The 23,529-nt window shown below is 71.9% G+C and carries 23 protein-coding genes; 6 read left to right on the forward strand and 17 right to left on the reverse strand.

Going from position 1 to position 23,529, the window contains the following annotated elements:
* Positions 1–393: 393 nt before the first annotated feature.
* Positions 394–1,533, reverse strand: a complete 1,140-nt coding sequence (locus VFG42_RS27225; RefSeq protein ID WP_324912010.1) for a carboxylate-amine ligase — start codon at positions 1,531–1,533, stop codon at positions 394–396.
* A gap of 67 nt (positions 1,534–1,600) precedes the next feature.
* On the opposite strand from VFG42_RS27225, the gene VFG42_RS27230 reads away from it, so the two are divergent.
* The 3 genes from VFG42_RS27230 (at position 1,601) to VFG42_RS27240 (ending at position 3,541) form a co-directional block, all read left to right on the forward strand.
* Positions 1,601–2,692 carry a class I fructose-bisphosphate aldolase gene (locus VFG42_RS27230; RefSeq protein ID WP_324912011.1) on the forward strand — a complete coding sequence of 364 codons (1,092 nt, stop codon included), beginning with the start codon at positions 1,601–1,603 and terminating at the stop codon, positions 2,690–2,692.
* 85 nt (positions 2,693–2,777) lie between these two features.
* Positions 2,778–3,287, forward strand: coding sequence for a thermonuclease family protein (locus VFG42_RS27235; RefSeq protein WP_324912012.1), 510 nt, complete (start codon positions 2,778–2,780; stop codon positions 3,285–3,287).
* A 14-nt stretch (positions 3,288–3,301) separates the two neighbouring features.
* Positions 3,302–3,541, forward strand: coding sequence for a hypothetical protein (locus tag VFG42_RS27240; protein WP_324912013.1), 240 nt, complete (start codon positions 3,302–3,304; stop codon positions 3,539–3,541).
* A gap of 39 nt (positions 3,542–3,580) precedes the next feature.
* Here the strand turns inward: VFG42_RS27240 and csrA are convergent, their stop codons facing one another.
* On the reverse strand, positions 3,581–3,832 hold the full coding sequence (gene csrA / locus VFG42_RS27245) for a carbon storage regulator CsrA (protein WP_324912014.1): 252 nt from the start codon (positions 3,830–3,832) through the stop codon (positions 3,581–3,583).
* A 276-nt stretch (positions 3,833–4,108) separates the two neighbouring features.
* On the opposite strand from csrA, the gene VFG42_RS27250 reads away from it, so the two are divergent.
* Complete coding sequence (locus tag VFG42_RS27250) at positions 4,109–4,624, forward strand: hypothetical protein (protein ID WP_324912015.1); 516 nt, start codon at positions 4,109–4,111, stop codon at positions 4,622–4,624.
* A gap of 47 nt (positions 4,625–4,671) precedes the next feature.
* Positions 4,672–5,445 (forward strand): GNAT family N-acetyltransferase, encoded by a 774-nt coding sequence (locus tag VFG42_RS27255; protein ID WP_324912016.1) that lies wholly within the window; start codon positions 4,672–4,674, stop codon positions 5,443–5,445.
* Here VFG42_RS27255 and VFG42_RS27260 read toward each other — a convergent pair.
* The 15 genes from VFG42_RS27260 to VFG42_RS27330 all read right to left on the reverse strand — a co-directional run bounded on the left by VFG42_RS27260 (position 5,442) and on the right by VFG42_RS27330 (position 22,718).
* Positions 5,442–5,777 (reverse strand): hypothetical protein, encoded by a 336-nt coding sequence (locus VFG42_RS27260; RefSeq protein ID WP_324912017.1) that lies wholly within the window; start codon positions 5,775–5,777, stop codon positions 5,442–5,444. The two genes, VFG42_RS27255 and VFG42_RS27260, sit on opposite strands and share 4 nt — an antisense overlap.
* A 29-nt stretch (positions 5,778–5,806) precedes the next feature.
* Positions 5,807–6,193, reverse strand: coding sequence for a septum formation initiator family protein (locus tag VFG42_RS27265; protein ID WP_324912018.1), 387 nt, complete (start codon positions 6,191–6,193; stop codon positions 5,807–5,809).
* Between the two features lie 73 nt (positions 6,194–6,266).
* The gene (eno, locus tag VFG42_RS27270; RefSeq protein ID WP_324912019.1) at positions 6,267–7,541 is read right to left on the reverse strand and encodes a phosphopyruvate hydratase; all 1,275 of its coding nucleotides are present in this window, start codon (positions 7,539–7,541) and stop codon (positions 6,267–6,269) included.
* A complete protein-coding gene (gene mazG, locus VFG42_RS27275) occupies positions 7,538–8,335 on the reverse strand; it encodes a nucleoside triphosphate pyrophosphohydrolase (protein WP_324912020.1) in 798 nt (265 codons plus the stop codon). The genes eno and mazG overlap by 4 nt, the downstream gene beginning before the upstream one ends.
* Positions 8,336–8,415: 80 nt before the next feature.
* Positions 8,416–9,588: a peptidyl-prolyl cis-trans isomerase gene (locus tag VFG42_RS27280; protein ID WP_324912021.1), complete on the reverse strand. Its 1,173-nt coding sequence runs from the start codon at positions 9,586–9,588 to the stop codon at positions 8,416–8,418.
* A 126-nt stretch (positions 9,589–9,714) separates the two neighbouring features.
* Positions 9,715–13,095: a transcription-repair coupling factor gene (mfd, locus tag VFG42_RS27285; protein ID WP_324912022.1), complete on the reverse strand. Its 3,381-nt coding sequence runs from the start codon at positions 13,093–13,095 to the stop codon at positions 9,715–9,717.
* An 89-nt stretch (positions 13,096–13,184) separates the two neighbouring features.
* Positions 13,185–14,672, reverse strand: coding sequence for a hypothetical protein (locus tag VFG42_RS27290; protein ID WP_324912023.1), 1,488 nt, complete (start codon positions 14,670–14,672; stop codon positions 13,185–13,187).
* 9 nt (positions 14,673–14,681) lie between these two features.
* Entirely contained in the window at positions 14,682–16,100 is a 1,419-nt protein-coding gene (locus tag VFG42_RS27295; RefSeq protein ID WP_324912024.1) for a hypothetical protein, read from the reverse strand.
* 121 nt (positions 16,101–16,221) lie between these two features.
* Positions 16,222–16,809: an aminoacyl-tRNA hydrolase gene (pth, locus tag VFG42_RS27300; protein ID WP_324912032.1), complete on the reverse strand. Its 588-nt coding sequence runs from the start codon at positions 16,807–16,809 to the stop codon at positions 16,222–16,224.
* A 6-nt stretch (positions 16,810–16,815) separates the two neighbouring features.
* Entirely contained in the window at positions 16,816–17,499 is a 684-nt protein-coding gene (locus tag VFG42_RS27305; protein WP_324912025.1) for a 50S ribosomal protein L25, read from the reverse strand.
* Between the two features lie 117 nt (positions 17,500–17,616).
* Positions 17,617–18,480, reverse strand: a complete 864-nt coding sequence (locus VFG42_RS27310; protein WP_324912026.1) for a hypothetical protein — start codon at positions 18,478–18,480, stop codon at positions 17,617–17,619.
* 65 nt (positions 18,481–18,545) lie between these two features.
* Positions 18,546–19,511: a hypothetical protein gene (locus VFG42_RS27315; protein ID WP_324912027.1), complete on the reverse strand. Its 966-nt coding sequence runs from the start codon at positions 19,509–19,511 to the stop codon at positions 18,546–18,548.
* A 64-nt stretch (positions 19,512–19,575) separates the two neighbouring features.
* Positions 19,576–21,465, reverse strand: a complete 1,890-nt coding sequence (locus tag VFG42_RS27320; RefSeq protein ID WP_324912028.1) for a glycoside hydrolase family 2 protein — start codon at positions 21,463–21,465, stop codon at positions 19,576–19,578.
* A 68-nt stretch (positions 21,466–21,533) separates the two neighbouring features.
* The gene (locus tag VFG42_RS27325) at positions 21,534–21,986 is read right to left on the reverse strand and encodes a hypothetical protein (RefSeq protein ID WP_324912029.1); all 453 of its coding nucleotides are present in this window, start codon (positions 21,984–21,986) and stop codon (positions 21,534–21,536) included.
* A 12-nt stretch (positions 21,987–21,998) separates the two neighbouring features.
* Complete coding sequence (locus VFG42_RS27330) at positions 21,999–22,718, reverse strand: hypothetical protein (RefSeq protein ID WP_324912030.1); 720 nt, start codon at positions 22,716–22,718, stop codon at positions 21,999–22,001.
* A 112-nt stretch (positions 22,719–22,830) separates the two neighbouring features.
* Here VFG42_RS27330 and VFG42_RS27335 point away from each other — a divergent pair, with 112 nt between their 5' ends.
* Positions 22,831–23,127: a DUF4235 domain-containing protein gene (locus VFG42_RS27335; RefSeq protein WP_324912031.1), complete on the forward strand. Its 297-nt coding sequence runs from the start codon at positions 22,831–22,833 to the stop codon at positions 23,125–23,127.
* Positions 23,128–23,529: the final 402 nt, after the last annotated feature.

Below are 23,529 nucleotides of genomic sequence, written 5' to 3' on the forward strand. Positions count from 1 at the left end.
CAACACGAAGGCGCCGTCGGTCGGCCCACGACGGGGCTCGATGGCCGCCGGACGCCTGCGGCGACCCCGAGGGGCGTCGCCGGTCGACGGTTCGCAGGGAACCCGCGCATATCGCGGGCTAAGGGCCCGAACGGCGCCCCGCGCGCTGCCAGACACGCCCGAACCCTCGTGGCTCACGGAGACCGCCCTAGCCCGGTCTGATGTCTGGATGCGAGTCCCTGAAGGCGGCCCCGCCTCGGCGCAGGCACCCGCCCCAAACCACCACGGCAGACGAGCCCACGCCGGCACCACCAAACCCTGCTCGCCGCTCTCAATGCCAAACCCACCAACACCCCGCACCACCACCAACGCCCCCGCACCGGACGCCACAGACGCCAGCCAGCGCCAACGCCCCTAGAACTCCGTCTCCCCATCCCCCGTCGTCGCCGCCACGATCTCCGCCATGACCTCGCGCAGATCGTGGTTGGCTTCGTACACCACGACCTGCCGCGCCGCCCCGTTGCCGCGCGCCAGCAGGTCCCGCACGCCCTCCAGCTCGTCCGCGCTCCCCAGGTCCACCGCGTGGTCGTGCAACCGGTCGAGCAGACGCGAAGCCAGATCCCGCGTCGCCACGCGCTGGTTCGACGGCAGGTCCACCAGGTTGCCGTCCAGCCCGTGGCGGGCGGCCAGCCAGCGGTTCTCGTCCAGCATCTGCCACGGGAACTCGCCCAGGTGCTGGCCGGAGTCGTAGTGCTCGCACAGCTCCTTGACCATCGCTTGGATCAGCGCGGCCAGGCCGAGTGTGTGCTCGACGCGGGTCTGGGCGTCGCAGGCGCGGATCTCGACGGTCCCGAGCTTGGGATGCGGGCGGACGTCGTACCAGAGGTAGGTGTAGTCCTCCATGACGCCGCTGGAGATCATGAACTCGATCTGGCGCTCGTAGTCGGCCCAGTCGCGGTAGGGCGGCGGGACGCCGACGCGCGGGAAGGCGCGGAAGATCGGCAGACGCGTCGACGCCATCCCTGTTCCGTCGCCCCGCCAGAACGGGGAGTTCGCACTCAACGCCAACAGCACCGGCAGGTGCACCCGCATCCCGTTGGAGACGTGGATGGCCTTGTCCGGATCGTCGACGCCGACATGCACGTGCAATCCGAAGATCAGCTCCTGACGCGCTACGAAGCGCAGCGCGTTGACCAGCTCGCGGTAGCGCAGCCGCGACGCGATGCGCTGGTCCTCCCAGAGCGCGAACGGGTGCGTGCCCGCGCTGCCGATCGTGAGGCCCCGGCGCGCCGCGACGTCGTGCACCTGGCGGCGCAGCGCGCGCAGCTGGGCACCCGCCTCGGCGGTGTTGGCGGCCGGATGCGTGGCGATCTCGAGGACCGACTCCATCAGCTCGGGCTTGATGTCGCCGACGGTGTGATCGGAGTCGACGGCCCGCGCGTCCTCCAGGACCGGCTCGATCGCGTTCACCAACTCATAGGAGTCGGCGTCGACGATCATCAGCTCCTCCTCGATGCCGATCGTGTAGCTCGGCCCGGTGAAGTGGTGCTCCATCTGCCGCCGCACCCTATCGACGCCTATCATTCAGCGCATAAACAATGACTCTTCTGGAGGTCTGACAGTGACCACCGACGTGCTCAGCGGAACGCGTCTGGAAGAGCTGCTCGGCGACGACGCCGAAACGCTCCTCAACCATCGCAGCACCACGATCGACGCGGCCCAGCTGCATCTCCCGGGCCCGGACTTCGTGGACCGGATCTACGCGCAGACGGATCGTTCCAACACCGTCCTGCGCAACCTGCAGTGGCTGTTCGACCACGGGCGCCTGGGCGGCACCGGCTACGTGTCGATCCTGCCGGTCGACCAGGGCATCGAGCACTCGGGCGGTGCGTCGTTCGCGCCGAACCCCGCGTACTTCGACCCGGAGAACCTCGTCCAGCTCGCCCTGGAGGGCGGGACCAACGCCATCGCCTCGACGGTCGGCGTCCTGGGCGCGGTGTCGCGCAAGTACGCGCACAAGATCCCGTTCATCGTCAAGATCAACCACAACGAGCTGCTGACGTTCCCCAACGGGGCCGACCAGATCATGTTCGCGTCGGTGAAGCGGGCGGCGGAGCTGGGCGCCGCGGGCGTCGGCGCCACGATCTACTTCGGCTCGGAGAACAGCGACCGCCAGATCGTGGAGGTCGCACAGGCGTTCGAGGAGGCCCACCGACTCGGGATGTTCACCGTCCTCTGGTGCTACCTGCGTAACTCGGCGTTCAAGCAGGACGGCGTGGACTACCACCTGTCCGCCGACCTCACGGGCCAGGCCAACCACCTGGGCGTGACGATCGAGGCCGACATCATCAAGCAGAAGCTGCCGGAGAACAACGGCGGCTACCCGGCGATGGAGAAGGCCGCCGGCGGCTCGTACGGCAAGACCAACAAGCTCGTCTACGAGAAGCTGACGAGCGACAACCCGATCGACCTCACGCGCTACCAGCTGGCCAACTGCTACATGGGCCGGGCGCCGCTGATCAACTCGGGCGGCGCATCGTCGGGCGCGACCGACCTCGCCGAGGCGGTCCGCACCGCGGTCATCAACAAGCGCGCGGGCGGCGCCGGCCTGATCTCGGGCCGCAAGGCGTTCCAGCGGCCGATGCCCGAGGGCGTCGAGCTGCTGCAGGCGATCCAGGACGTGTACCTGAACAAGGACGTCACGGTCGCCTAGCGCGCCGCGGCGTTCCGGCGCCGCATGCGCAGCAGTTCTGCAACGGAGCACCCGTCGCGCCGGACCCTGGTCCAGCATGCGGCGGGTGCTTCGTCGTCTCACGCCCTGGATCGTGCTCGTCGTCCTCGCCGCCGCCGTCGGGTGGTCGCGCGTGGGCGGGGACGGATCCGGCGGATCCGGCGGGGAGGTGTCGGCCCGCGTGGTCCGCGTGGTCGACGGCGACACGATCGTCGTCTCGATCGACGGACGCGAGGACCGCGTCCGCTACATCGGGATCGACACGCCGGAGAGCGTCAAGCCCGGCACGCCGGTGCAGTGCTATGCCAAGCGCGCGTCGAAGGAGAACGCGCGGCTGGTGGCCGGGCGCACGGTGCGCCTGGTCTCCGACGCCGAGGCCCGCGACCGCTACGGACGGCGCCTCGCGTACGTGTATCGCTCCGACGATGGGTTGCTGGTCAACCTCGAATTGGCGCGCACGGGCTACGCACGACCCCTGACCATCGCTCCGAACGTCGCCCACGCGGGCCAGATCGCGGCCGCCGTGGCGTCCGCGCGACGCGCCGGGCGAGGGTTATGGAGCGCGTGTTCGCGGTAGCCTCTGCCCCGCCGATGCGCATGCGTCAGAGCCTCGCCCAGCTTGAACGGGCGTTCGTCGACGAGATCGAGCAGGACCGCGGGAAGGCCGAGCGGCTGCGTCGTGAGGCCGAGCGCCGCACGCGCGAGCGTCAGCTCGCCAAGACCCACAAGCGCGGCTCGATGCGCTTCGGCGTCCTCTACCTGATCCTCATCGCGACCGCCGTGGCGGTGACGTTCGCGATGTTCGAGACCCTGTACTACGTGATGGGGTGAGATCGCCATGAGGGCGATCTTCGCCCGCGGCGGGTAGGGCTACTCGGCCGCGGTGCCCAGCTTGCGCAGCGCCTCGTCGACCTCGCCGCGCACGGACCCGCTGTCCGCGCCCTCGACGGCGCCGTTGCGCTCCTGCTGGATCTCCAGGTAGACCTCCTTGCGGAACACCGGAATGTCCCGGGGGGCCTGAATCCCGATGCGCACCTTCTCGCCCATGATGGACAGGACGGAGACCTCGATGTCGTCTCCGATCATGATGCTCTGGTTGGACTTTCGTGTCAGTACGAGCATGGTTGGACGCCTCCCAACGTCCCTGCCACCGGGCGATCGATACTCGCAGGGCCGGTGCCCACATGCAAGCGAGGCGAAACCTCGGATATGCGGGAACGTCGTCGGATGGCGAACCTTGCCCCGAATACCTGTGCGAAGTCGAAGCGCCGGTGGTCGGGCATCGGACCGAAGCCTGACGCACGGAGCCGACGTACCGCCCGGACTCTCGACTAGGATGGCGACCTTCGCATGGCCAGACGATCGCTTCGCCCTCACCTGAATCAGATCCGGACGTGGGTGCGTCAGGGACGCACCGACGCGTGGATCGCCCATCAGCTGGAGGTCACCGTCCAGCAGATCGAGGCGTTCAAGAAGGAGAACGACCTCACGCCCGACAGCGAGGCCCCCGAGGGGGGCGCCGCGCCGGGAGCCGACTTCGACGACGAGATCGACCTGCGCGCCGAGGACGACGCGCTGATCGCCGCCGAGCTCGAGGCCGAGGCCGCGCGCAAGGCCGAGGAGGCCGAGGAGGAGGACGACGCCTCCGAGGACGACGACGCCGCGCCCAAGCGCCGGCGGGGTCGCCGCGGCGGCCGCGGTCGCTCGCGCGCCAAGAAGGCCGCCTCCTACGAGGGCACCTTCGACCACGGCGACGAGGGCTACGGCCTCTGGCTGGATCCGGCGGTCGCCGACGACGGCGTCTACGCCGAGCACTGGGCGGGCCACCGCCAGGTCGAGGTGACGATCGAGGCCGATCAGATCGTCATCAAGCGGGTCGGCGCGGACGCCGACTCCGACGACGACGAGGACTGAGCGCCACGCCGGCCCCGCTCGACCGCGCGTTCGCGTTCGAGCGGGTCATGCAGGCCGACGCCGCCGCGCGGGTGGTCGACGCCGCCTGGGGCAGCGCGTACCTCTCCCCCGCGATCGAGCGGACCTACGACCGCAACCTGCTCTGGGTCGCCGGCGACGGCGCCGGGCTGGCCGCGGCGACGCTCGACGGACACGCCGAGCGGCTGCTGGGCGGCGCGGGCATGACGCACCGGCGGATCGTCGCCGAGCCGGCCGCCGACGCGCGGCTGCGGCCGGGCATGACGGCCCTCGGCTACGAGGCGGGCACCCACCTCTTCCAGATCTTCCCGCCCGGCGGCCGCGCGCCCGAGCCGGTCGCGGGCGTCGAGGTGGCCGAGGCCCCGGTCGACGACGTCCTGGCGGGCGCCGAGGAGTACCTGAAGACCGATCCCGACGCGCCCTACGGGCGCGACCCGCGGACGCGCGCGCACCTGCTGGAGCACTACCGCGGCTACGGGCCGGCCGGCGCCGACGAGCGGCGCTTCGTCGTGCGCGAGGACGGCCGGCGCGGTCACGGGCGCGTCGTCGCCTGGGCGCGGCTGTGGACGCGGGCCGGAGGCGACGAGGCGCAGGTCGAGGACGTCGTGGTGCTCGCGCCGCACCGCGGCCGCGGCTACGGCCGCGCGATCGTGGCCGCCGCGACGCGCGCGGCGCTCCAGGCGTCCCCGTCGCTGCTGTTCATCGTCGCCGACGCTGACGACTGGCCCAAGGCCCTGTACGAGCGTCTGGGCTACGCGACCGCCGGCAGGCTCGGCGTCTACCTGCGCTTCGCGCCGCGCTAGTCCGCCGGCCGCGGGTCCAGGCGGCGGCCGCCGGCGTAGTCGGAGGCCTCGCGGACGTAGCGGGCGAAGGCGGCGTCGGCGGTCGTCCGCGGATCCCACGCCCACGGCGCGCCCGGGGCGACCGAGTAGGCGATGTCGGTGCACCACGAGGTGCCCTGGTCGTAGAGGTCGACGAGCTCGTCGATCGTGAACGGGCCTCCGAGGCGGCGCCGCAGCTCGGCGAGGATCCGCTCGATCACCCGGTCCATCGCCATGCGCTCGTCGGGCAGCGACTCGCGCACGCGGCGCTCGCCCTCCTGCCACTGGAAGTACGACGTCTCGAACCGGCCCATCGGGGCCAGGCTAGCGCGGGACGCCAGGCCTACCTGTCGCCCGGCAGGCCCTGCACCACGAACGGCCGCTCGCCGGGCTTGACGAGCCCCAGACGGCGCGCCTCGCGCTCCAGCGTCCGCGGGTCCTTCAGCGCCTTCTTGCGCGCCCGCAGGCGCTGGTTCTCGGCCTGCAGCGCGTGGACCTCGCCGCGCCGGGCCTTCGCCTGCTTGTAGGTGCTCACGAAGCTGAGCGCCGGCCCGACGTACAGCGCGACGACGCCCACGAGCACGACCAGGAGCGCGACGCGCCCGACGCGATCCCACCGGATCGCCCGGCCCCCGCCCGCGACGACGCGCGGCCTCTGCCGCTGGGCGGCACGTTGAGCCGTGGAGGGACGGGTGCGCGCGTGCGCCGCGGACTGGCGGGCTGGGGACATCTAAGGGGCGGTTCGCCCCCGACCCGCCAGTTCCTGCTCGACCGGACGAAGCGCCGAAGCGCCGACCGCTCCGCTAGGAGCGGAAGACCGAGCGGCCCGGGTAGGTCGCGTCGGCGCCGAGGGCCTCTTCGATGCGCAGCAGCTGGTTGTACTTCGCGACGCGATCGGAGCGCGAGGGCGCGCCGGTCTTGATCTGGCCGCAGCCGGTGGCGACCGCGAGGTCGGCGATCGTGACGTCCTCGGTCTCGCCGGAGCGGTGCGACATGACGGCGGTGTAGCCGGCCTCGCGCGCCATCTTGATCGCGGCCAGCGTCTCGGTCAGCGTGCCGATCTGGTTGACCTTGATGAGGATCGAGTTGGCGACGCCGGCGTCGATGCCGCGCTTCAGGCGCTCGACGTTCGTCACGAAGAGGTCGTCGCCGACGAGCTGGACCTTGTCGCCGATCCTGTCGGTCAGCTGCTTCCAGCCGTCCCAGTCCTCCTCGTCCATGCCGTCCTCGATCGACAGGATGGGGTACTTGCCCGCCAGCTCGGCCCAGTAGGCGGCCAGCTCGCCGGACGACAGCTTGCGGCCCTCGTGCTCGAGGTCGTAGACGTCGCCGTCGCGGATCTCCGACGTCGCCGGGTCCAGCGCGATCGCGATGTCGTCGCCCGGCTTGTAGCCCGCCGCCTCGATGCCCGCGACCAGCAGCTGCAGCGCCGCCTCGTTGGACTCCAGGTTCGGCGCGAAGCCGCCCTCGTCGCCGACCGTCGTGCCCAGCCCGCGGTCGTGCAGCGTCTTCTTGAGCGCGTGGAAGACCTCCGCGCCGTACCGCAGCCCCTGCGAGAACGACGTCGCGCCGACCGGCACGATCATGAACTCCTGGAAGTCCACGCTGTTGTCCGCGTGGGCGCCGCCGTTGAGGACGTTCATCATCGGCACCGGCAGGACGTGCGCGCCCTCGCCGCCGAGGTAGCGCCACAGCGGCTGCCCCTCCTCGGCCGCGGCCGCGTGCGCCGCCGCCAGCGAGACGCCGAGGATCGCGTTGGCGCCCAAGCGCGACTTGTTCGGCGTGCCGTCCAGCTCGATGAGCTTGCCGTCGAGGCCGGCCTGGTCGTCGGCGTCGAGGCCCTTGATCGCCGCGGCGATCTCGCCGTTGACGTTGCCGACGGCCTGGCCGACGCCCTTGCCGAGGTACTCGCTGCCGCCGTCGCGCAGCTCGGTCGCCTCGAACTCGCCGGTGGACGCCCCGGACGGGACCGCCGCGCGCCCGGTCGCGCCGGAGCGCAGGGCGAGCTCGACCTCGACGGTCGGGTTGCCTCGGGAGTCGAGGATCTGGCGGGCGTGGACGCGTTCGATGGCGCTCATGGGGTCGGGTCCTCTTCCTGGAGTCGGGCCTGCGCGTAGTAGTTGACCTGGGACCCCGTGTCGAGGTCGTTCCAGGACGCGCCGTCGCTCTCGGCGAGCCGCTCGGCGACCTCGACGCGCGCGCGAAACCTATCGGCCGACGACCGCAGCGCGATCTCCGGGTCGACCTTCAGCTTGCGCGCGACGTTGATCGCGGCGAACAGCAGGTCGCCGACGGCGGCGAAGCGCGCGTCGCGATCGTCGACCGCCCGCAGCGCCTCGAGCTGCCCGTCGACGGCGTCGTAGGGCACGTCCTCCATGTCGAAGCCCGTCGACGCCGCGCGCCGCTGCACCTTGCGCGCGTAGAGGGCGCTCGGCAGGTTCTCCGGCACCTCGCCGAAGATCCCGGGCTCGCGACCGGCCTCGGTGGACTTGATCGCGTCCCAGTTCTTCAGCACCTCGCCCGCGTTGGCGACCTCGGTCTCGCCGAAGACGTGCGGATGGCGCCGGATGAGCTTCTGGCGCACGTGCTCGGCGACATCGCCGAGCGAGCCCGCGCCGCGCTCCTCCAGCAGCAGCGAGAGGAAGTGGACCTGGAAGAGCACGTCCCCCAGCTCGTCGAGGAGCTTGCCGTCGTCGCGACGCTGGGCCGCGTCGGCCAGCTCGTAGGCCTCCTCGAGGGTGTGAGGGACGATCGTGCGCTCGTCCTGCTCGCGGTCCCACGGGCACTCGACCCGCAGGCGCCGCGTCAACTCGTCGAGCGCGACGATCGCCTCGGCGGCAGCGGCGGCCGCGGCGGGCGTCTTGTCGGGCATGCGCCCAATCTAGCGACGCCCCCGCCGCGGGGACCCGCGGCGGATGTCCCAGACATCCGCCGCAGGCTGCTGCCGAGCCGCTACTTGTCGGTCGTCGAGCCGCCCGACGAGTCGGCGCCCGTCGTGGGCGTGCCCGTCGTGGCCGTGTTGGACGGCGCGGCGGTGGACGCCTTCGGCTTCGGGGCGTTCTTGCAGTCCGTCGTGGCGTAGCTCTTGGCGCACTCCGTGCGGCCCTTCCACTTCTTCTGGAAGTCCTTCACGAACGCGTCGAGCTTCGTCTGCTGCTGCTGGCTGACCAGCAGCTGCTTGATCGAGGCCGACGACTCCTTCTCGGACTGCTGCGTGCCCGGCGTGATCTTCTCGACCTCGAAGACGTAGTAGCCGAACTGCGACTTGATCGGGCCGCCGACGGCGCCCTTCTTGGCCGAGAACGTCGCCGTGTCCAGCGCCTTCTCCTGCTGGCCCTTGGCCACGCCCGACATCAGGCCGCCCGTGTCGCGCGTGCCCTGGTCGATCGAGTACTTCGACGCGACCTGCTTCCACGACTGGCCGCTCGCGAGCGCCGCCTTGGCCTTCTTGGCCTGGCCCTCGGTCTTGGTCAGCACGATGCGGATGTCGCGCTTCTCGGGGACCGCGAACTTGCTCTTGTTCTTGTTGTAGTAGTTCGAGATCTGCGCGGGCGAGACCTTGTCGGTGCCCTCGAGGATCTTCGTGCGCAGCTTGTTGGAGAGGTCCTGGACCTTGACGCGGTACAGGAGGTCCTCCTGGACGTAGCCCGAGGACTTCAGGAACGCCTCGTAGTCCTTGTCCTTGGGGAAGCTCTGCTGGCGCTGCTTGTCGAAGTCCTTCTTGACGTCCGTGTCGGAGATCTTGACGCCGCGGTCAGCGGACTCGCCCTCGATCCAGGCGGAGGAGATCAGGAACTGCATGACCTGATCGCGCAGCGTCGTGTACTCCTGCTCGCACTGCGCCTTGTACGTCGCATCGGTCGGGTTCGGCTGGCCCTTGGCCGGCTTCGCCGCGGTCTTCTTCTTCTGAGCGATGCACTTCGCGTAGCTCGGCGGGTCCGGGAGCGTCACAGCGGCGGTGGCACCGCCCTGCTGCGCCTGGGACGTCGCGGCGATCTTGAACCAGTGGTCGAAGGCGGTGGTCTTGATCGTGTCCGGGCCGATTTTTACGACCGCGTTGCCGGGCACGCCACCGTCGCCGCCGCACGCGGACAAGGCCAGGGGGAGCACGAAAAAGGCGCCCAAGAGCGCCGCATACCGTCGAGGCGTTTTCATAGCGCGGCGGAAGCTACCAGGGTCCGTATGAACGCCGCCTTAAACCTGCGTCCATTTGTCAAGGGCCCGAGCACGCCGCGTCAGGCGCCAAACGACCTAAGCGGCCTCCGACGCCACCGCGAGCAGGGCGTCGGCGGCCGCCACGACGGCCGGGAAGCGCTCCTCCGGCTTGTCCGGAACCCTGACCGAAAGTTGGGCTCGACCGGGTTCGTACAGGGACTCCGGCAGCGCTTCCTTCAGCCGCTTGGCCCGCTCGGCGTCCAGGTCGATCGGCGTGACCGCGAGGCGATCGCCGCGGAACGAGACGGCGCGGGCACCCGCCTGACCAAGCTTGATCCGTGCTTGTTGGAGCGCCAACAGGTTGTCCAGCGGCTGCGGGATCTCGCCGAAGCGGTCCTCCAGCTCGTCGCGCAGCAGCGCGAGGTCCGCGACCTCGCGCGCGCCGGCGATCCGGCGGTGGACGTCGATCTTGGCCTGCTCGTAGGCGATGTAGTCGGCCGGGATGTAGGCGTCGACGTTGACGTCCAGGCGCACGGGCTCGGGCATCTCCTCGCCGGCGCCGTCGGCGGTGGCCGCCTCGGCGACCGCCTCGTCGAGCATCTGCATGTACAGCTCGAAGCCGAGCGCCGCGACGTGGCCGGACTGCTCGTCGCCGAGCAGGTTGCCGGCGCCGCGGATCTCCAGGTCGCGCATCGCGATCTTGAAGCCGGCGCCCAGCTCGGTGTAGTCGCTCAGGGCGGACATGCGCTTCATCGCCTCCTCGGTCAGCGCGGCGTGCGCCGGGTACAGGAGGTAGGCGTAGGCGCGCTCGCGGGAGCGCCCGACACGCCCGCGGATCTGGTACAGCTGAGCGAGCCCGAACAGATCGGAACGCTCCACGATCAACGTGTTGGCCTGCGGGATGTCGATGCCGGACTCGATGATCGACGTGGCCACCAAGACGTCGGCGTCTCCCCGCAGGAAGGCCATCATACGCTTCTCCAGCTCCTTCTCGTCGAGCTGGCCGTGGGCCACCTCGAACGAGACGCCGGGGCACAGCCCGCGCAGGCGCTCGGCGGTCTCGTCGATCGTGTCGACGCGGTTGTGCACGAAGAACGCCTGCCCGCCGCGGTTCTTCTCGCGCATGATCGCCTGCTTGACCAGCTCCTCGTCGTACTCGCCGACGTAGGTCTTGACCGGCCGACGGCCCTCCGGCGGCGTCTCGATGACCGAGATGTCGCGGATGCCCGCCATCGACATCTGCAGCGTGCGCGGGATCGGCGTCGCGGACATCGCGATGACGTCGACCTTGAGCTTCAGCTGGCGCAGCAGCTCCTTCTGCTTGACGCCGAAGCGCTGCTCCTCGTCGACGACGATCAACCCGATGTCCTTGCCGCGCATGTCGCGGCCGAGGATGCGGTGGGTGCCGATCAGGATGTCGACCTTGCCCTCGTTGAAGGCCGCGACGACCTCCTTCTGCTCCTTGGGCGTGCGGAAGCGGGAGACGTGGTCGACCGTGAAGGGGTAGTCCTTCAGGCGCTCGGCGAAGTTGCCGTAGTGCTGCTGGGCGAGGATCGTCGTCGGCGCGAGGACGAGCACCTGCTTGCCGTCGTCGGCGGCCTTGAACGCGGCGCGCAGCGCGACCTCGGTCTTGCCGTAGCCGACGTCGCCGCAGATCAGGCGGTCCATCGGCGTCGAGCGCTCCATGTCGCCCTTGACGCTCTCGATCGCCTCGCGCTGGTCGGCGGTCTCGGTGAACGGGAACTTGGCCTCGAACTCCCGCAGCCACTCGGAGTCCTCGGGGAAGGCGTGGCCGGCGCGCTTGCGGCGCTCGGCGTACAGGTTGAGCAGCTCGCCGGCGAGCTCCTGCGCGGCGCGTCGGGCGCGCGCCTTCATCGTCTCCCACGCCTTGCCGCCGAGCTTGCTCAGCGTGGGCTCGCCCGACCCCGCGCCGAGGTAGCGCGAGATCTTCGCGAGCTGCTCGACCGGCATGTACACCTTGTCGCTGCCCGCGAACTCGAGCTGCAGGTAGTCGCGCGTGACGCCCGCGACGGTCTTGGTCTCGAAGCCCGCGAAGCGCGCGACGCCGTGGTCCTCGTGGACGACGTGCTCGCCGGTGCGCAGGTCGGAGAACGAGCGCAGCGCGCCGCGGCGACGCGCGCGCCCCGCCCCGTCCTCGGCGCGCTCGGCGCGCTTGCGGCGGAAGAGGCGGTGCTCGGGGATGACCGCGATGCGCGGGCCGCCGGCGATGAAGCCGTCGCGCAGGTTGGCCACGGCGAAGCGCAGGTCGCCGGGCTCCGCGGTCTGCGTGCCGTCGCCTTCGAGCCAGTGGGCCTTCAGGCGGGCGAGGTTGTAGGCCGTGCGCTCCCCCGCCCCGCGCTGGGGCCAGGTGACGACCGTGCGGTAGCCGGAGCGGACCTGCTTCTCCAGCTGCGGCTCGGCCTCGCGCAGCGAGCGCGCGGCGAGGTCGGCGGCCTGCGCGCGGAACTCGAACGGCTGGTCGCCGGCGAAGGCGCTCAGCCGCGCGTGCGCGCGGGCGTCCAGCGCGGCCTCGACCTCCTCGGGCTTGACGTACAGGTCGTGCGCGTCGCCCGCGTGGAAGGCCGTGCAGACGTCCTGCCAGTTGTCGTCCAGGACGCCGTGGACCTCGGCCTCCTCGGCGATCACGACCGCGGCGTCGGCGGGCGCGAGGTCCAGGAACGGATGGAACTGGTCGACCGGCAGCAGCTCGGAGATGTCCGGACGGTCCTCGGCGTCGGAGACCGCCGCGATCTCGGCCGCCTCGCGGTGCTCGGCGCTCAGCTCGGCCGACGGCGCGATCTCCAGCTCGTCCAGCTCGCCCAGCGAGCGCTGGGTGAACGTCGAGAACGCCCGCAGCGACTCGATCTCGATGTCGAAGAGGTCGACGCGGACCGCGTGGTCGGCCGTGGCCGGGTAGACGTCCAGCAGGCCGCCGCGGATCGCGAACTGGCCGCGGTCGTCGACCTGGTCGACGCGCTCGTAGCCGGCCGCGACGAGGTCGGCGGCGGTCTCCTCGAGGTCGATCAGGTCGCCGACCTTCAGCCAGAACGACTTCGGCCGCAGCTTGGGGTCGGGGACCTTCTCGGAGAGCGCGACTGCGGAGACCACGACGACCGGGGGCTCGGCGTCGTCGTCCTGCCCGCCGAGCAGCGCGTCCAGGGCGGCGACGCGCAGGCCGACGAGGTGCGGCGGCGGCGCGAGGTGCGACTCGTAGGCCACGCCGCGGCTCGGGTAGTAGCGGACCGGACGCGGCGCGAGCCAGTGGCGCAGGTCGGCGGCCAGGTCGCGCGCCTGGCGGTCGTCGGCGGCGACGACCAGCGCGGGCTTGCCCGCCATCGGGCCGTCGAGGCCGTCGAGCAGGGCCCCGATGACGTACGGGCGGTAGGAGGCCGAGACGAACGCCCGGCCGCCCTCGCGCGCGAAGCGCGGGCCGCTGGGGTCGTCGGCGAGGTGCGTGAGGAGCGGGCGAAGCGACATGTAGGGCATGCGCAGCGACCGCGCGGAGCGCGCGGCCGAGTGCACGTCTCAATATAGGAGGCGACCGACGGCCGCGGCGGCCCGCCGCGTCAGTAGAGCAGCATGCCGATGACCAGCAGGGCGTCGATGTTCGTGCGCAGCTCGCCGTTGCCCTCGTCGGCCATGACGAAGCGATGGCCGGTGGACGACACCACGCTCAGCGCCGCCCGCTGTCCGCCGTCGGTCCAGACCCCGGCGCGATCGCGGTGCGGCGGGAAGGCCGTCGGCCCGTCGACGGCGACCAGCGTCTTCGGATGCGCGGCCGCCAGCGACGCGGCCGTGGGATAGGCCGCGGCCCCCGCGGGGGCCAGGCGGTCTCCGGCCTCCAGGAGCACGCCCACCGCGCCGAGGTCGCGCGACATCGCGCGCCCGGCCGCCGTCGGCAGGACCGTGGCGACGCGGACGCCGTCGTCGGCGATCGCGCACTGGTCCGCGCGCCGCCCGGCGCGCAGGCCGACGCGGAGGACCGTCGCGCCCCGCGGCACGCGCACCGCGGTCAGCTGGAAGCCCGCCAGAAGCCCGCGCGCGTCGGAGGTGACCGACGACAGGCGCGCGGGCCCGCACGCGACGCTCACGCGTCGACCCGCCAGGCGCCGGAACGTGGCGCGCGCCGCCTTGCCCGTGATCCGCACGGTCAGGTGCGTTCCGGAGAGCGACGCGGGCAGCTCCGGCGGGACGTCGCCGGGCTCCGAGACGATCGGCGATCGCGTGGCGTCGCGGTCGACGCGCGCCGTGTCGTACTCGATCACGGGGGTGTCGAGCGCCCGGGCCAGCTGCGTGCTGTCCTGACCGATGTTGGTGGTGAGCATGTCGTCGGCGCCCGTTCGCTGCACCAGACGCCGGCCGGCGGAGCTGAGGGCGACGAATTCGACCTGCTCGTGGCCGTCGGTCCAGTAGCCGACGCTCCCCGCGGGCGGCGAGGCGCCGACGTCCGGGAGCGCGACCAGGCCGGCCGCGGCGACCTCGGGCGGCGTCAACGCGCCGTCGGCGCGGACCTTCGCGGCCGCGGCCTGCGCGCGGCCGATGGCGATCGCCCAGCCCAGCTCGTCGATCCACGTCGCGCCCGCGTCGGTCAGCGCGGCGCGCGCCAGCGGCGGGCGCAGGTCGCCCTGGTAGAGCGCGAACGGGCCGATGCGGCCCGTGCGGCGGCGAGCCCGGTCGGGCCGCGCGATCTCGCAGGTGTCCCAGGCGCGGTTCGCCAGGTACGTCTGCACCGCGAGCGATCCGTCGGACCGGCGTCGCAGCACGCCGCTGGAACCGCTGGAGCCCGTCCTGGACGATTCGGCGCGGAAGAGCAGCCCCGGCCGCGGGTGGGTGTCGCAGCTGACCGACAGCTCCTTGCCGTCGTAGGCCGCAGCCGCCTGCGCCGCCGCGCCCGTCAGGCGGATCTCGACGCTCGTGCCGGAACGCGTGACGGCGCTCGTGGCCGTCACGCCGTCGGCGCCGCCGAGCGTCGGCAGCGCGGCGCCCGCGGTCGCCGGGATCCCGGCCAACGCGGAGGCCAGGCCAACGGTCAACGTCGTCCAACGACGGCGCATCGCGCGACCCTACTCGGTGCCCGTGGCCCCGACGAAGATCTTGGCCATGGTCCCGAGCAGCCCGGAGAGGAGGTTGGTGCGGAGCATGCCGTCACCCTCGTCGGCGTAGACGTAGCGCAGCCCGGCCAGCCCGCCAAGCGCCACGAGGGCCTTCTGCTCGGCGTCGGTCCAGACGCCGACGGTGCCGACCTTCAGGCGCGCGCCGGGGCTCGCCAGCGGGACGAGCCCCGCGTGCGTGGCCGCGAGCGTGGCCGCGCCGGGGTAGCGCGTCGCGCCGGGCTCGGCCAGCTCGAACGGATTGCCGTCACCCGCGAACACGAAGGCCAGGATCGCGGCCGAGTCCATCATCCAGCGCACGCCCTCGCGGGTCAGCGCGGCCGAGGCGAGGTCGCCGCCGTCGAGCGTCTCGACCCAGCAGACGTCGCGGTGGCCGGCCGGGGCGTCGCCACGGATGACGCCGCCGTGGCGCGGCACGCGCACGACCTCGTGCGCGGGATGCGCGTCGATCGTCGCCGGCTCGCCCAGCAGCGGGCGTGGCGGCGTCCGCATGCAGCCCACGCGCACGCGCCCGCCGGCGTGGCGGCGGTAGACCTTGGCGGCCTTGCCGGTGAAGCGGAAGACCACGCGCCCGCCGATCCTCCGCACGTGGACGCCCTCCTCGGCCGGCTCTTCGCCGCTCGAGGAGCCGTCCCCGCCGAAGGCGGAGCCCTCCTCCGGGGGCTCGTCCTTCAGGCCGGCGACGGGGGACCAGCCGACGAGCCCGCTGGTCACGTTGGTGCGCAGCATCCCGCCGCCGAGGTCCTGGATGACCAGCCGCCGACCCGCGTCGCTCGTGGTGATCAGCGACACGGCGCGGCCCTTGCTCCAGTAGCCGATCTTGCCGGCGGGCGGGGTGCCGTTGGGATCGTCGAGGGCGACGACCTCGCCGCCGCCGAGCGCGACCACGTCGGCGGCCGGGGCGTAGGCCTCGTGGGGCCGCGCGGCGTAGATGACGTCGGTCATGCGCAGGCCGTGCGCCAGGTCGTCGACCCACGCCAGGCCGGTGGGCGTCAGCGCCGCGTAGGCCATCTCACCGCTGGGCGGCAGGGTCCACCCCGGCGCGCCGTCGATCCGGCAGGCGTCCCCCGCCGCGCCGTGCAGCGCGATGCGCGCGGAGGCGCCGTCGGCGGCCACGCGCCCCTTGCCCGTGATGCCGTCCGCCGACTCCTCGCCGGGTGGCGTCTTGGCCAGCAGGAGGCCCCGTTCGGGCGTCGCGGAGCAGGCGACCTCGAGTCTCTTGCCCGCGTGCGCCTTCCCCCACGCGGCCGCGGCGCCGGTGAAGCCGAGCGTCAGCGTCGTGCCGCTCGCGGTCGCCGTGACGCCCTGCGCGGGGCCGACCGTGGTCCGCGCGGGCAGCGTCGCGGCGCCCGCCGCCACCGGAATGAACAAGGCGCCGACAACGGTGAGGAGGAATGAGCGTGCGAACATCGGCCGGGAAGCGTAACGCCACCCTCGGCGTCAGGCGCCGGCCCGGACGAAACGCCGATGTCTGGGGCGCGGGGCGGTCCGGCTAGGCGAGCGCGTCGCGGCCGTCGACGATCCGCTCGACCGCGTCGGCGGCGCGGTCGACGAGGTCGCGGACCTCGGCCTCGGGCTGCCGCCAGCGGCCGAGGACGTAGCCGGCGACGATCTCGGGGTCGGTCGTGTCCGGGCGGCCGATGCCGATCCGCACGCGCGCGAAGTCCGGCGACCCGAAGCCCGCCTTCAGCGACTTCAGGCCGTTGTGGCCGGCCAGGCCGCCGCCCAGACGCGTGCGGATCTCGCCGAACCTCAGGTCCAGCTCGTCGTGGACGGCGACGACGTGGTCGAGCGCGACCCTCGTCGCGCCGCGCGCCGGGCCGGCGGAGCGGCCCGACTCGTTCATGTAGGTCTGTGGCAGCAGGACGCCGACGCGCGGACCCCCGGGCATCGTGCGGCCGTCGGCGTAGAGCCCGGCGAACGCCTTCTTCGGCTTCCCGAGCCCCCAGCGCGCGATCAGCGCCTCGGCGACCAGGAAGCCGACGTTGTGCGGCGTGCGGGCGTACTGCGTGCCCGGGTTGCCGAGCCCGACGACCAGCCAGTCGACGGGCGCCCCACTCGAGCGACCCGGGAGCTTCAGGGCGTGCTACTCGGCGTCGCCGTCGCCGTCGGCCGCGGGCTCCTCGCCCTCGGCCGCGGCCGTCTCGCCGCCACCCTCGCCGACGACCTCGGTCTCGGTCTCGACCGCGTCGTCGGACTCGGTCGACACGCTCGGCGGCGTGATCGACGCGAGGATCGTCGTCTCGGGGTCGTCGAGGAACGTGATGCCCTTCGGCGCCGTCGCGTCGCCCAGCGAGAGCGTCCCGTTCATCTCCAGCTTGGAGACGTCGACCTGGATGGTCTCGGGGATCTCGTTCGGGAGCGCCTCGACGTTCACCTCGCGGGTGACGTGCTCCAGGATGCCGCCCTCGACGACGCCCGGGGCCGCCTCGGCGCCGATCAGCTCGACCGTGACCGGCGCCTGGATGGCGACGTTGAGGTCGACGCGCAGGAGGTCGACGTGCAGCAGGTCGCCGCGGACCGGGTGGCGCTGGGAGTCCTTGAGGACGGCGGGCGTGGACGCGCCGCCGTCGATGCTGAGCTCCAGCACGGCGCCCTTGGCCGCCAGCGCGTGGCGCAGCGTGCGCTCGGCCACGGCGAAGGCCACGGGGCCCTCGGACCCGCCGTACAGCACGCCGGGCACCTGGCCGGCGCGGCGCAGGCGCCGGGTCTCGCGGGAATGGGCCGCCTCGCGGGCGTGGACGTCGAGCTTGGTGTTCTGGGAGGCCATGAGCGGCGAAGGATGGTAGCGAAGGGCAGCGGGAAAGGCTCGCCCGGGGGCGCTCGCCTTCCCGGGCGAGCGCCGACTTCCTCCGGGGCCGAACGGTTCGAGTCCGGCCCACCCGTGCTACGACGACGCGCCGCCCGACACCGCGCCCGCCTGGCTCAGCAGGTCGGAGATGTCCGAGACCTGGTCGGCGGGCGGCGCCTTGACGTCGACGTCGACGCCGAACTTGGTGAGGTCGATCGTGAAGTCGAACGACGTCTTCTCGCCCTTGATGTCGGCCGAGTAGGCGACCTTCTCGCGGCGGACGAGGTGCTGGTCGTCGACCCACACGTCGACCGGCAGCGTCTGGACCCCGGAGGTCTGGATCAGCTTCTCGACGCTCTTCTTGGCGTCCGGGTCGCTGTTCTTGGACGCGGCCTTCCGCAGGTCCACGTCGACGTGGTACTGGGTGGTCTTGGTGCCGTTGATCGTCGCGGTGCCGACCTTCTTGGACGTCCCCGCGCCCTTCAGGTAGTCCAGCGCGGCGGTCGGATCCTGCGTCGCGCCGTTGCCCAGCGCGTCGAGGTCGATGCCCTGCTTGGCCGCCGCGGCGCGCAGGTCGAGCTTCATCCACGGCTTGCCGCCGGGCAGCTGGGAGAAGAGGTCGCTGCGCATGTAGATCACCTGGTCGACCATGACCTCGTCGATCTTCATCGACTTGCCGCCCACCTGGGTGGTGAAGGAGAACTTGCCCTTCTTGCCCGCGCGGTCCTGGACGCCGCTGCCCTCCATCGGCACGTCCTGGCCGGCGACCGACGCGCCGCCCTTGAGCGTCACCGCGATGCCGCCCTTCTGCGAGGACGTCGTCTCGGCCGCTTGGGCGACCGGGTCGAGCGCGTTCTTGGCGGAGCCGGCCGCCTTCTTGGCGGACTCCTCGGCGCCGCAGCCGGAGGCGGCGAGCGCGGCGACGAGGCCGATGGACAGTGCGCGTGCGCGGATCGTCATCGCGGCGAACGGTACCCAGGAAACCGGTGCCCGACGCCGCACGTCAACAAAGGTTCACGATGGGCTCAGCCCGCGGCCTCGTTGGCCTGCTGCTGCTCCTTCTTGGCCTGCTGCGCCTTGGCCAGCAGCGCCAGGCCGTCGACCGTGTCGTCGAGCTTGGGGGCGCTGGCCTTGACCGCGACGTCGAAGCCGGTGAAGTCGGTGGTGTAGTCCATGGCGTTGGGCGCGCCCTGGAGCTGAGCGGTGTACCGGACGCGCTCGCGCAGGACGCGGTGCTGCCCGTCGATCCACACCTCGACGGGGATCTTGGTCGCGCCGTCCAGCGTGCTGACGAGCTGCGTGATCGCCAGCTTGGCCGCGCTCGTGGAGCTCTTGGCCTTCGCGCGGCGCAGGTCGACGGTGACGCGGTAGTGCGTCGTCTCGGTGCCGCGCACCTTCGCGGTCCCGAGCTTCTTGACCGGGCCGGCGCCGCGCAGGTAGTCGAGCACCTGCGACGGATCCTGGGACGGTCCGTTGGTGCCCAGCGACGACAGGTCGAAGCCCTTCTGGCGCGCGGCCTTGGCGAGGTCGATCCGCATCCACGAGCGCCCGCCCTGCAGGCGGCCCGCGAAGGCCGGCGAGCTGAGGTAGACCGCGTGGCCGTCCATGACGGTCTTGATCGCGATCTTCGCGCCGTGGAGGACCGTGGTGACCGTGAACGCCCCGCGATGCGAGCGGCGGTCGATGCTGCCGGTGCCGGAGACCTTCGTGTCGACGCCCTGGGACTGGATCGTGCCGTGCATCGCGACGGCCAGACCGCCCTTCTGCCGCGCGAGCGCGGCCACGGCGCGGCCGATCGGGTCGCCCGAGACCGTGGCGGCGGGCGCCGCGGGGGCCTCCGTGGTCGCCGCGGGCGCCTCGGTCGTCGCCGCCCGCTTGGCGGGCGCCGCCGCCTCGTCGTCCTTGCTCGTGCCGCCGCACCCGGCGATGGCCGCGGACGCCGCCGCGATCGCGGCGCCGAGCGCCAGCCCACTCCGTCGCTCCAGACCCATGACCGGGAAACATACCCGGCTCTGGATCAAGCGCGGCTAAGTATCGATCAGCGGCGTGAGCGGATCACGGCCCCCACTGGACCGTGCCCTTGTAGATCCGCTGGATGTCCGTGAAGGCCGGCTTCTTCTGCCCGGTCATCGTGATCACGCCCTTCTGGTGCAGCGGCGGCGACGGCCACGGGTTGCCGCCCTCCCAGCCGGGCTTGACCGCGAACTCCTCGAGCGTCCACCAGATCGCGCCCGAGAGCCACGGCTTGGAGGCGTAGACGGCGTAGTGGTAGTTGGCGAACGCCGACTGGAACTCGTAGGTGCCGCGCTCCTCGACCGGGCCGCTGCGGTTGGCCTCCGCCCCGGTCTCGGTGATCACGATCGCCTTCTTCGGATAGCACTGGCGCACCGAGTCGAGGTAGTCGCCCAGCGTCGTCTGGTCGGCGATCTGGCCGTTGGGGCCGCTGTACCAGCCGAAGTACTCGTTGATGCCGATGACGTCCAACGGGTCGTACTCGGGCTGGCAGCCCGCGCTCGGGTAGCCGGCGACCGCGAGGCCGACCGGGCGCGTCGGGTCCAGCGACTTGGCGAGCTTGACCGCGCTCTTGATGTAGTAGCCCTGCACCGGGCCGGGGCGCGCGCTCAGCTCGTTGCCCGCCGACCACACGATGATCGACGGGTGGTTGATGTTCGTGCGGACCGCGTTGGCCAGCTCGCGGGCGGCCAGCTGGCGGACGAGCTTCTGCTTGAGGTACTTGGTCTTGACGCTGTAGACCGGGACCTCGGTCCAGGCCAGCATGCCCAGCTCGTCGAGGCGCTCGTAGTAGTAGGGGTGCAGCGGGTAGTGGCTGCGGAACAGCGTCGCGCCCGCCTCGCGCGCCCACTGGATCTGCTGCTCGCGCTGGGCGTCGTCGATCGCGAAGCCCTTGTCCAGCGAGTCCTCATGGGTGCCGAACCCGCGGAAGTGCAGGGGCTTGCCGTTGAGCATCAGGTGGCCGTCGACGACCTTGATCGACCGGATGCCCGTGCGGTTGTAGTAGGTCTCGAGCGTGTCGTCGCCCGACCGCGCGGTGAACGACGTGGTGTAGAGGTAGGGGTTGGTCGGCGACCACGTCTTGGGGTGCTTGACGCCGACCTTGCGCGTGAACTTCTTGGAGGCCTTGGGCGCGAGCGCCACGGAGCCGAGCGCGATCGTCTTGGCGCCCAGCCGCGCCGAGACCTTCACCTTCTTGGCCTTGTCGCCGTAGTTGCGGATCGTCGCGCTGTAGGTCAGCGACGCGTCGCAGGTGGCGCACGGGAGGTCCGGCAGGACCGAGACCTCCTTGAAGTCGATCGAGTCGATCTTGCGCAGGTAGACCTCGCGCAGGATGCCGCCGTAGTTCCACCAGCCGCCGGTCGGCACGCCGGTGGTCGAGAGGCCCGACGGCGGGAAGTCGGTCGGGAAGCGGCGCGAGTCGACGCGCACCGCGAGCACGTTGGTGCCGCCGCGCTTGAGGTAGCCGGCGGGCAGGCGGATCTCGAACGGCAGGTAGGCGCCGGTGTTCTTGCCGACCAGGTGGCCGTTGAGGTAGACCCGCGTGCGGTAGTTGACCGACTCGAAGCGGACGTTCCAGGACAGCGCCTTCTGCGCGCTGGGCAGGTGGAACGACTTGCGGTACCAGCCGACGCCGCCCGCGAACGAGGCGTCAGAGTAGTCGCCGGTGTTCCAGGCGTTGGGGACGCTGACGGACTTCCAGCCGACCGTCGACGGGTCCTGGGCGAACGCCGAGACCGAGCCGTTGCCGGTCGGGTCGGCCTTGAAGTACCACTGGCCGCCCATCAGGTACCGACCCGACGCGCCCTCCTTGTAGAGGGTCTTCTGGAGCAGGCCATCCGCTTGGGCCGCGTTGGCGGCCGGAGACTGGGCGTGGGCCGCGGCCGGAAGGGCGAGGACGGCGAGGAAGAGCAGCAGCAGGCGTCGGGGCATCTCGGGGAGGGTCAACACGAGGGGAGGTCGCGCGTTGCGGTCGACCGTCACACCGGGGTTCGCCGCCTTCAGCAGGAGCCCTCGTTGTCGGCCAGCGGCGCGCTGACGCGCAGGAGGCTAACGGAGCGTCCGGTCAGTGGCCCTCCGTGTCGCTGGACGACGACGCACTGCACGATCGGGCGCGCCTCGACGCCGTGGACCCAGACCACGCGCGTCGTGCCGGTCTTGGTGCCGAACGTGTAGGCCGTGCCGGAGTCCAGGCGGGCGATCTTGACGGAGCCGGCGCCCTTGACGCGCGGGAGGAAGGCGCGGAGCTTGGCCTGACAGGTCGCGTCGCAGTCGTGGAGGCGCCGCACGACGCCCTGGTCGTCGCCGGCCGCCTCGCGCTCCAGCAGCGTGAAGATCGCGTCGCGCTCGCGGTTCTCGGTCGTCAGCCAGCGCGCGACGAAGAAGCCGACGATCAGGACGACGACGAGCGCGGGGACGGCGAGGGTCAGGAGACGACGGCGCTGGGCGAGCACGCGCCCGGGACACTAACCCGCCTGCGGGAAGTCGTCGCCGTTCAGCTCCAGGAAGCGCCGCACCGAGCGCTCCTGGGCCTCCAGGCGCTCGGCCATCCGGCGGGCGTGGTCGGAGGCGCGGTCGACGAAGTCCAGCAGCGCCGACTCGGGCTCCTCGGGCAGCGGGTAGACGTGCGCGACGTCCTGCTGGGCGCAGGCGATGCCCATCGGCGGCAGGCCCTCGGCGAGCGTCCGGGCGCCGCAGACCGGCACGACCGTCAGGTGCTTCTCGGGCGCGACGAGCGCGATCGGCATCAGGCGGTGGGCGGGGATCGGGACGTCGAGGTCGACCGAGCGGACGAGCGTCACGTAGGACTCGGCGACCCGCTCCAGCGGCTCGGCCCAGATGGCGAGGACGGTGTCGGCGGCCTGCAGCGCGTCGCGCAGCGTGCGCGCCTGGTGCGCGTAGGCCTCCTGGGCCTCGGAGCGCGTGTGGGTCTCGCCGAGGTCGAGGTCGACCGGGACACGGAGCAGCTCGCGCGCGCCCAACCGCTCGCCGGAGCCGTGCCCGCCGTTGGCGACGTAGGTCTGGATCGTGCCGAGGTCGCGGCGGCCGTGGAAGACGACCGTGAGCGCTTCGGCGAGCGCGAGCCCATCGACCTTGAGCGCGACCGCGGCGGCCGCGTCCGGGTCCAGCAGGGCGCGACGGAGCAGCTCTTCCGCGTCGCCGTCTTCGTGCTGGTCGTGGCCCATCACGCCTCCTTCAGTCTGAGCGAAGGTCTACCCCATTTCATCGGACCGGCGGTCGGAATCTCCAGAGCCGATCGGGCAGTTGGCCGCTGGTGAGGCCGGGTACGTTGCCGGTATGAAGCTCATCTACAAGCCGTTCGGGATCATCCTCGGGCTGCTGGCGGGCCTGCTGTCCAAGAAGCTCTTCGACGCGATCTGGGGCGTCTTCGACAAGGACGAGCCGCCCAAGCCCACGACGCAGGAGGCCGACTGGGGCAAGGTCCTGGCCGCGGCCGCCGTGCAGGGGGTGACGTTCAAGGTGACCCGCGCCGCCGTGGACCGCGCCGGCGCCAAGGGCTGGGACCACCTCTTCGGGGTCTGGCCGGGCGAGAAGCGGCAGGAGGAGTCGCAGGCGGCCGAGGTGGTGCGGTAGGGGGCTGGTCTGGCGGCTGGTTGTTTGTGCTTGCGGCGTCCGGTGCGGGGGCGTTGGGTGGTGGTGCGGGGTGTTGGTGGGTTTGGCATTGAGAGCGGCGAGCAGGGGTTGGTGGTGCCGGCGTGGGCTCGTCTGCCGTCGTGGTCTGGGGCGGGTGCCTGCGCCGCTGCGGGGCCCGGTGTAGGGACTCGCATCCAGACATCAGACCGGGCTGGGGTGGTCTCCGTGGGCCACGAGGGTTCGGGCGTGTCTGGCAGCTCCCGGGGCGCCGTTCGGGCCCTTAGCCCGCGATATGCGCGGGTTCCCTGCGAACCGTCGACCGGCGACGCCCCTCGGGGTCGCCGCAGGCGTCCGGCGGCCATCGAGCCCCGTCGTGGGCCGACCGACGGCGCCTTCGTGTTG

The sequence above is a fragment of the Baekduia sp. genome, from assembly GCF_035685985.1.
Lineage (GTDB): Bacteria > Actinomycetota > Thermoleophilia > Solirubrobacterales > Solirubrobacteraceae > Baekduia.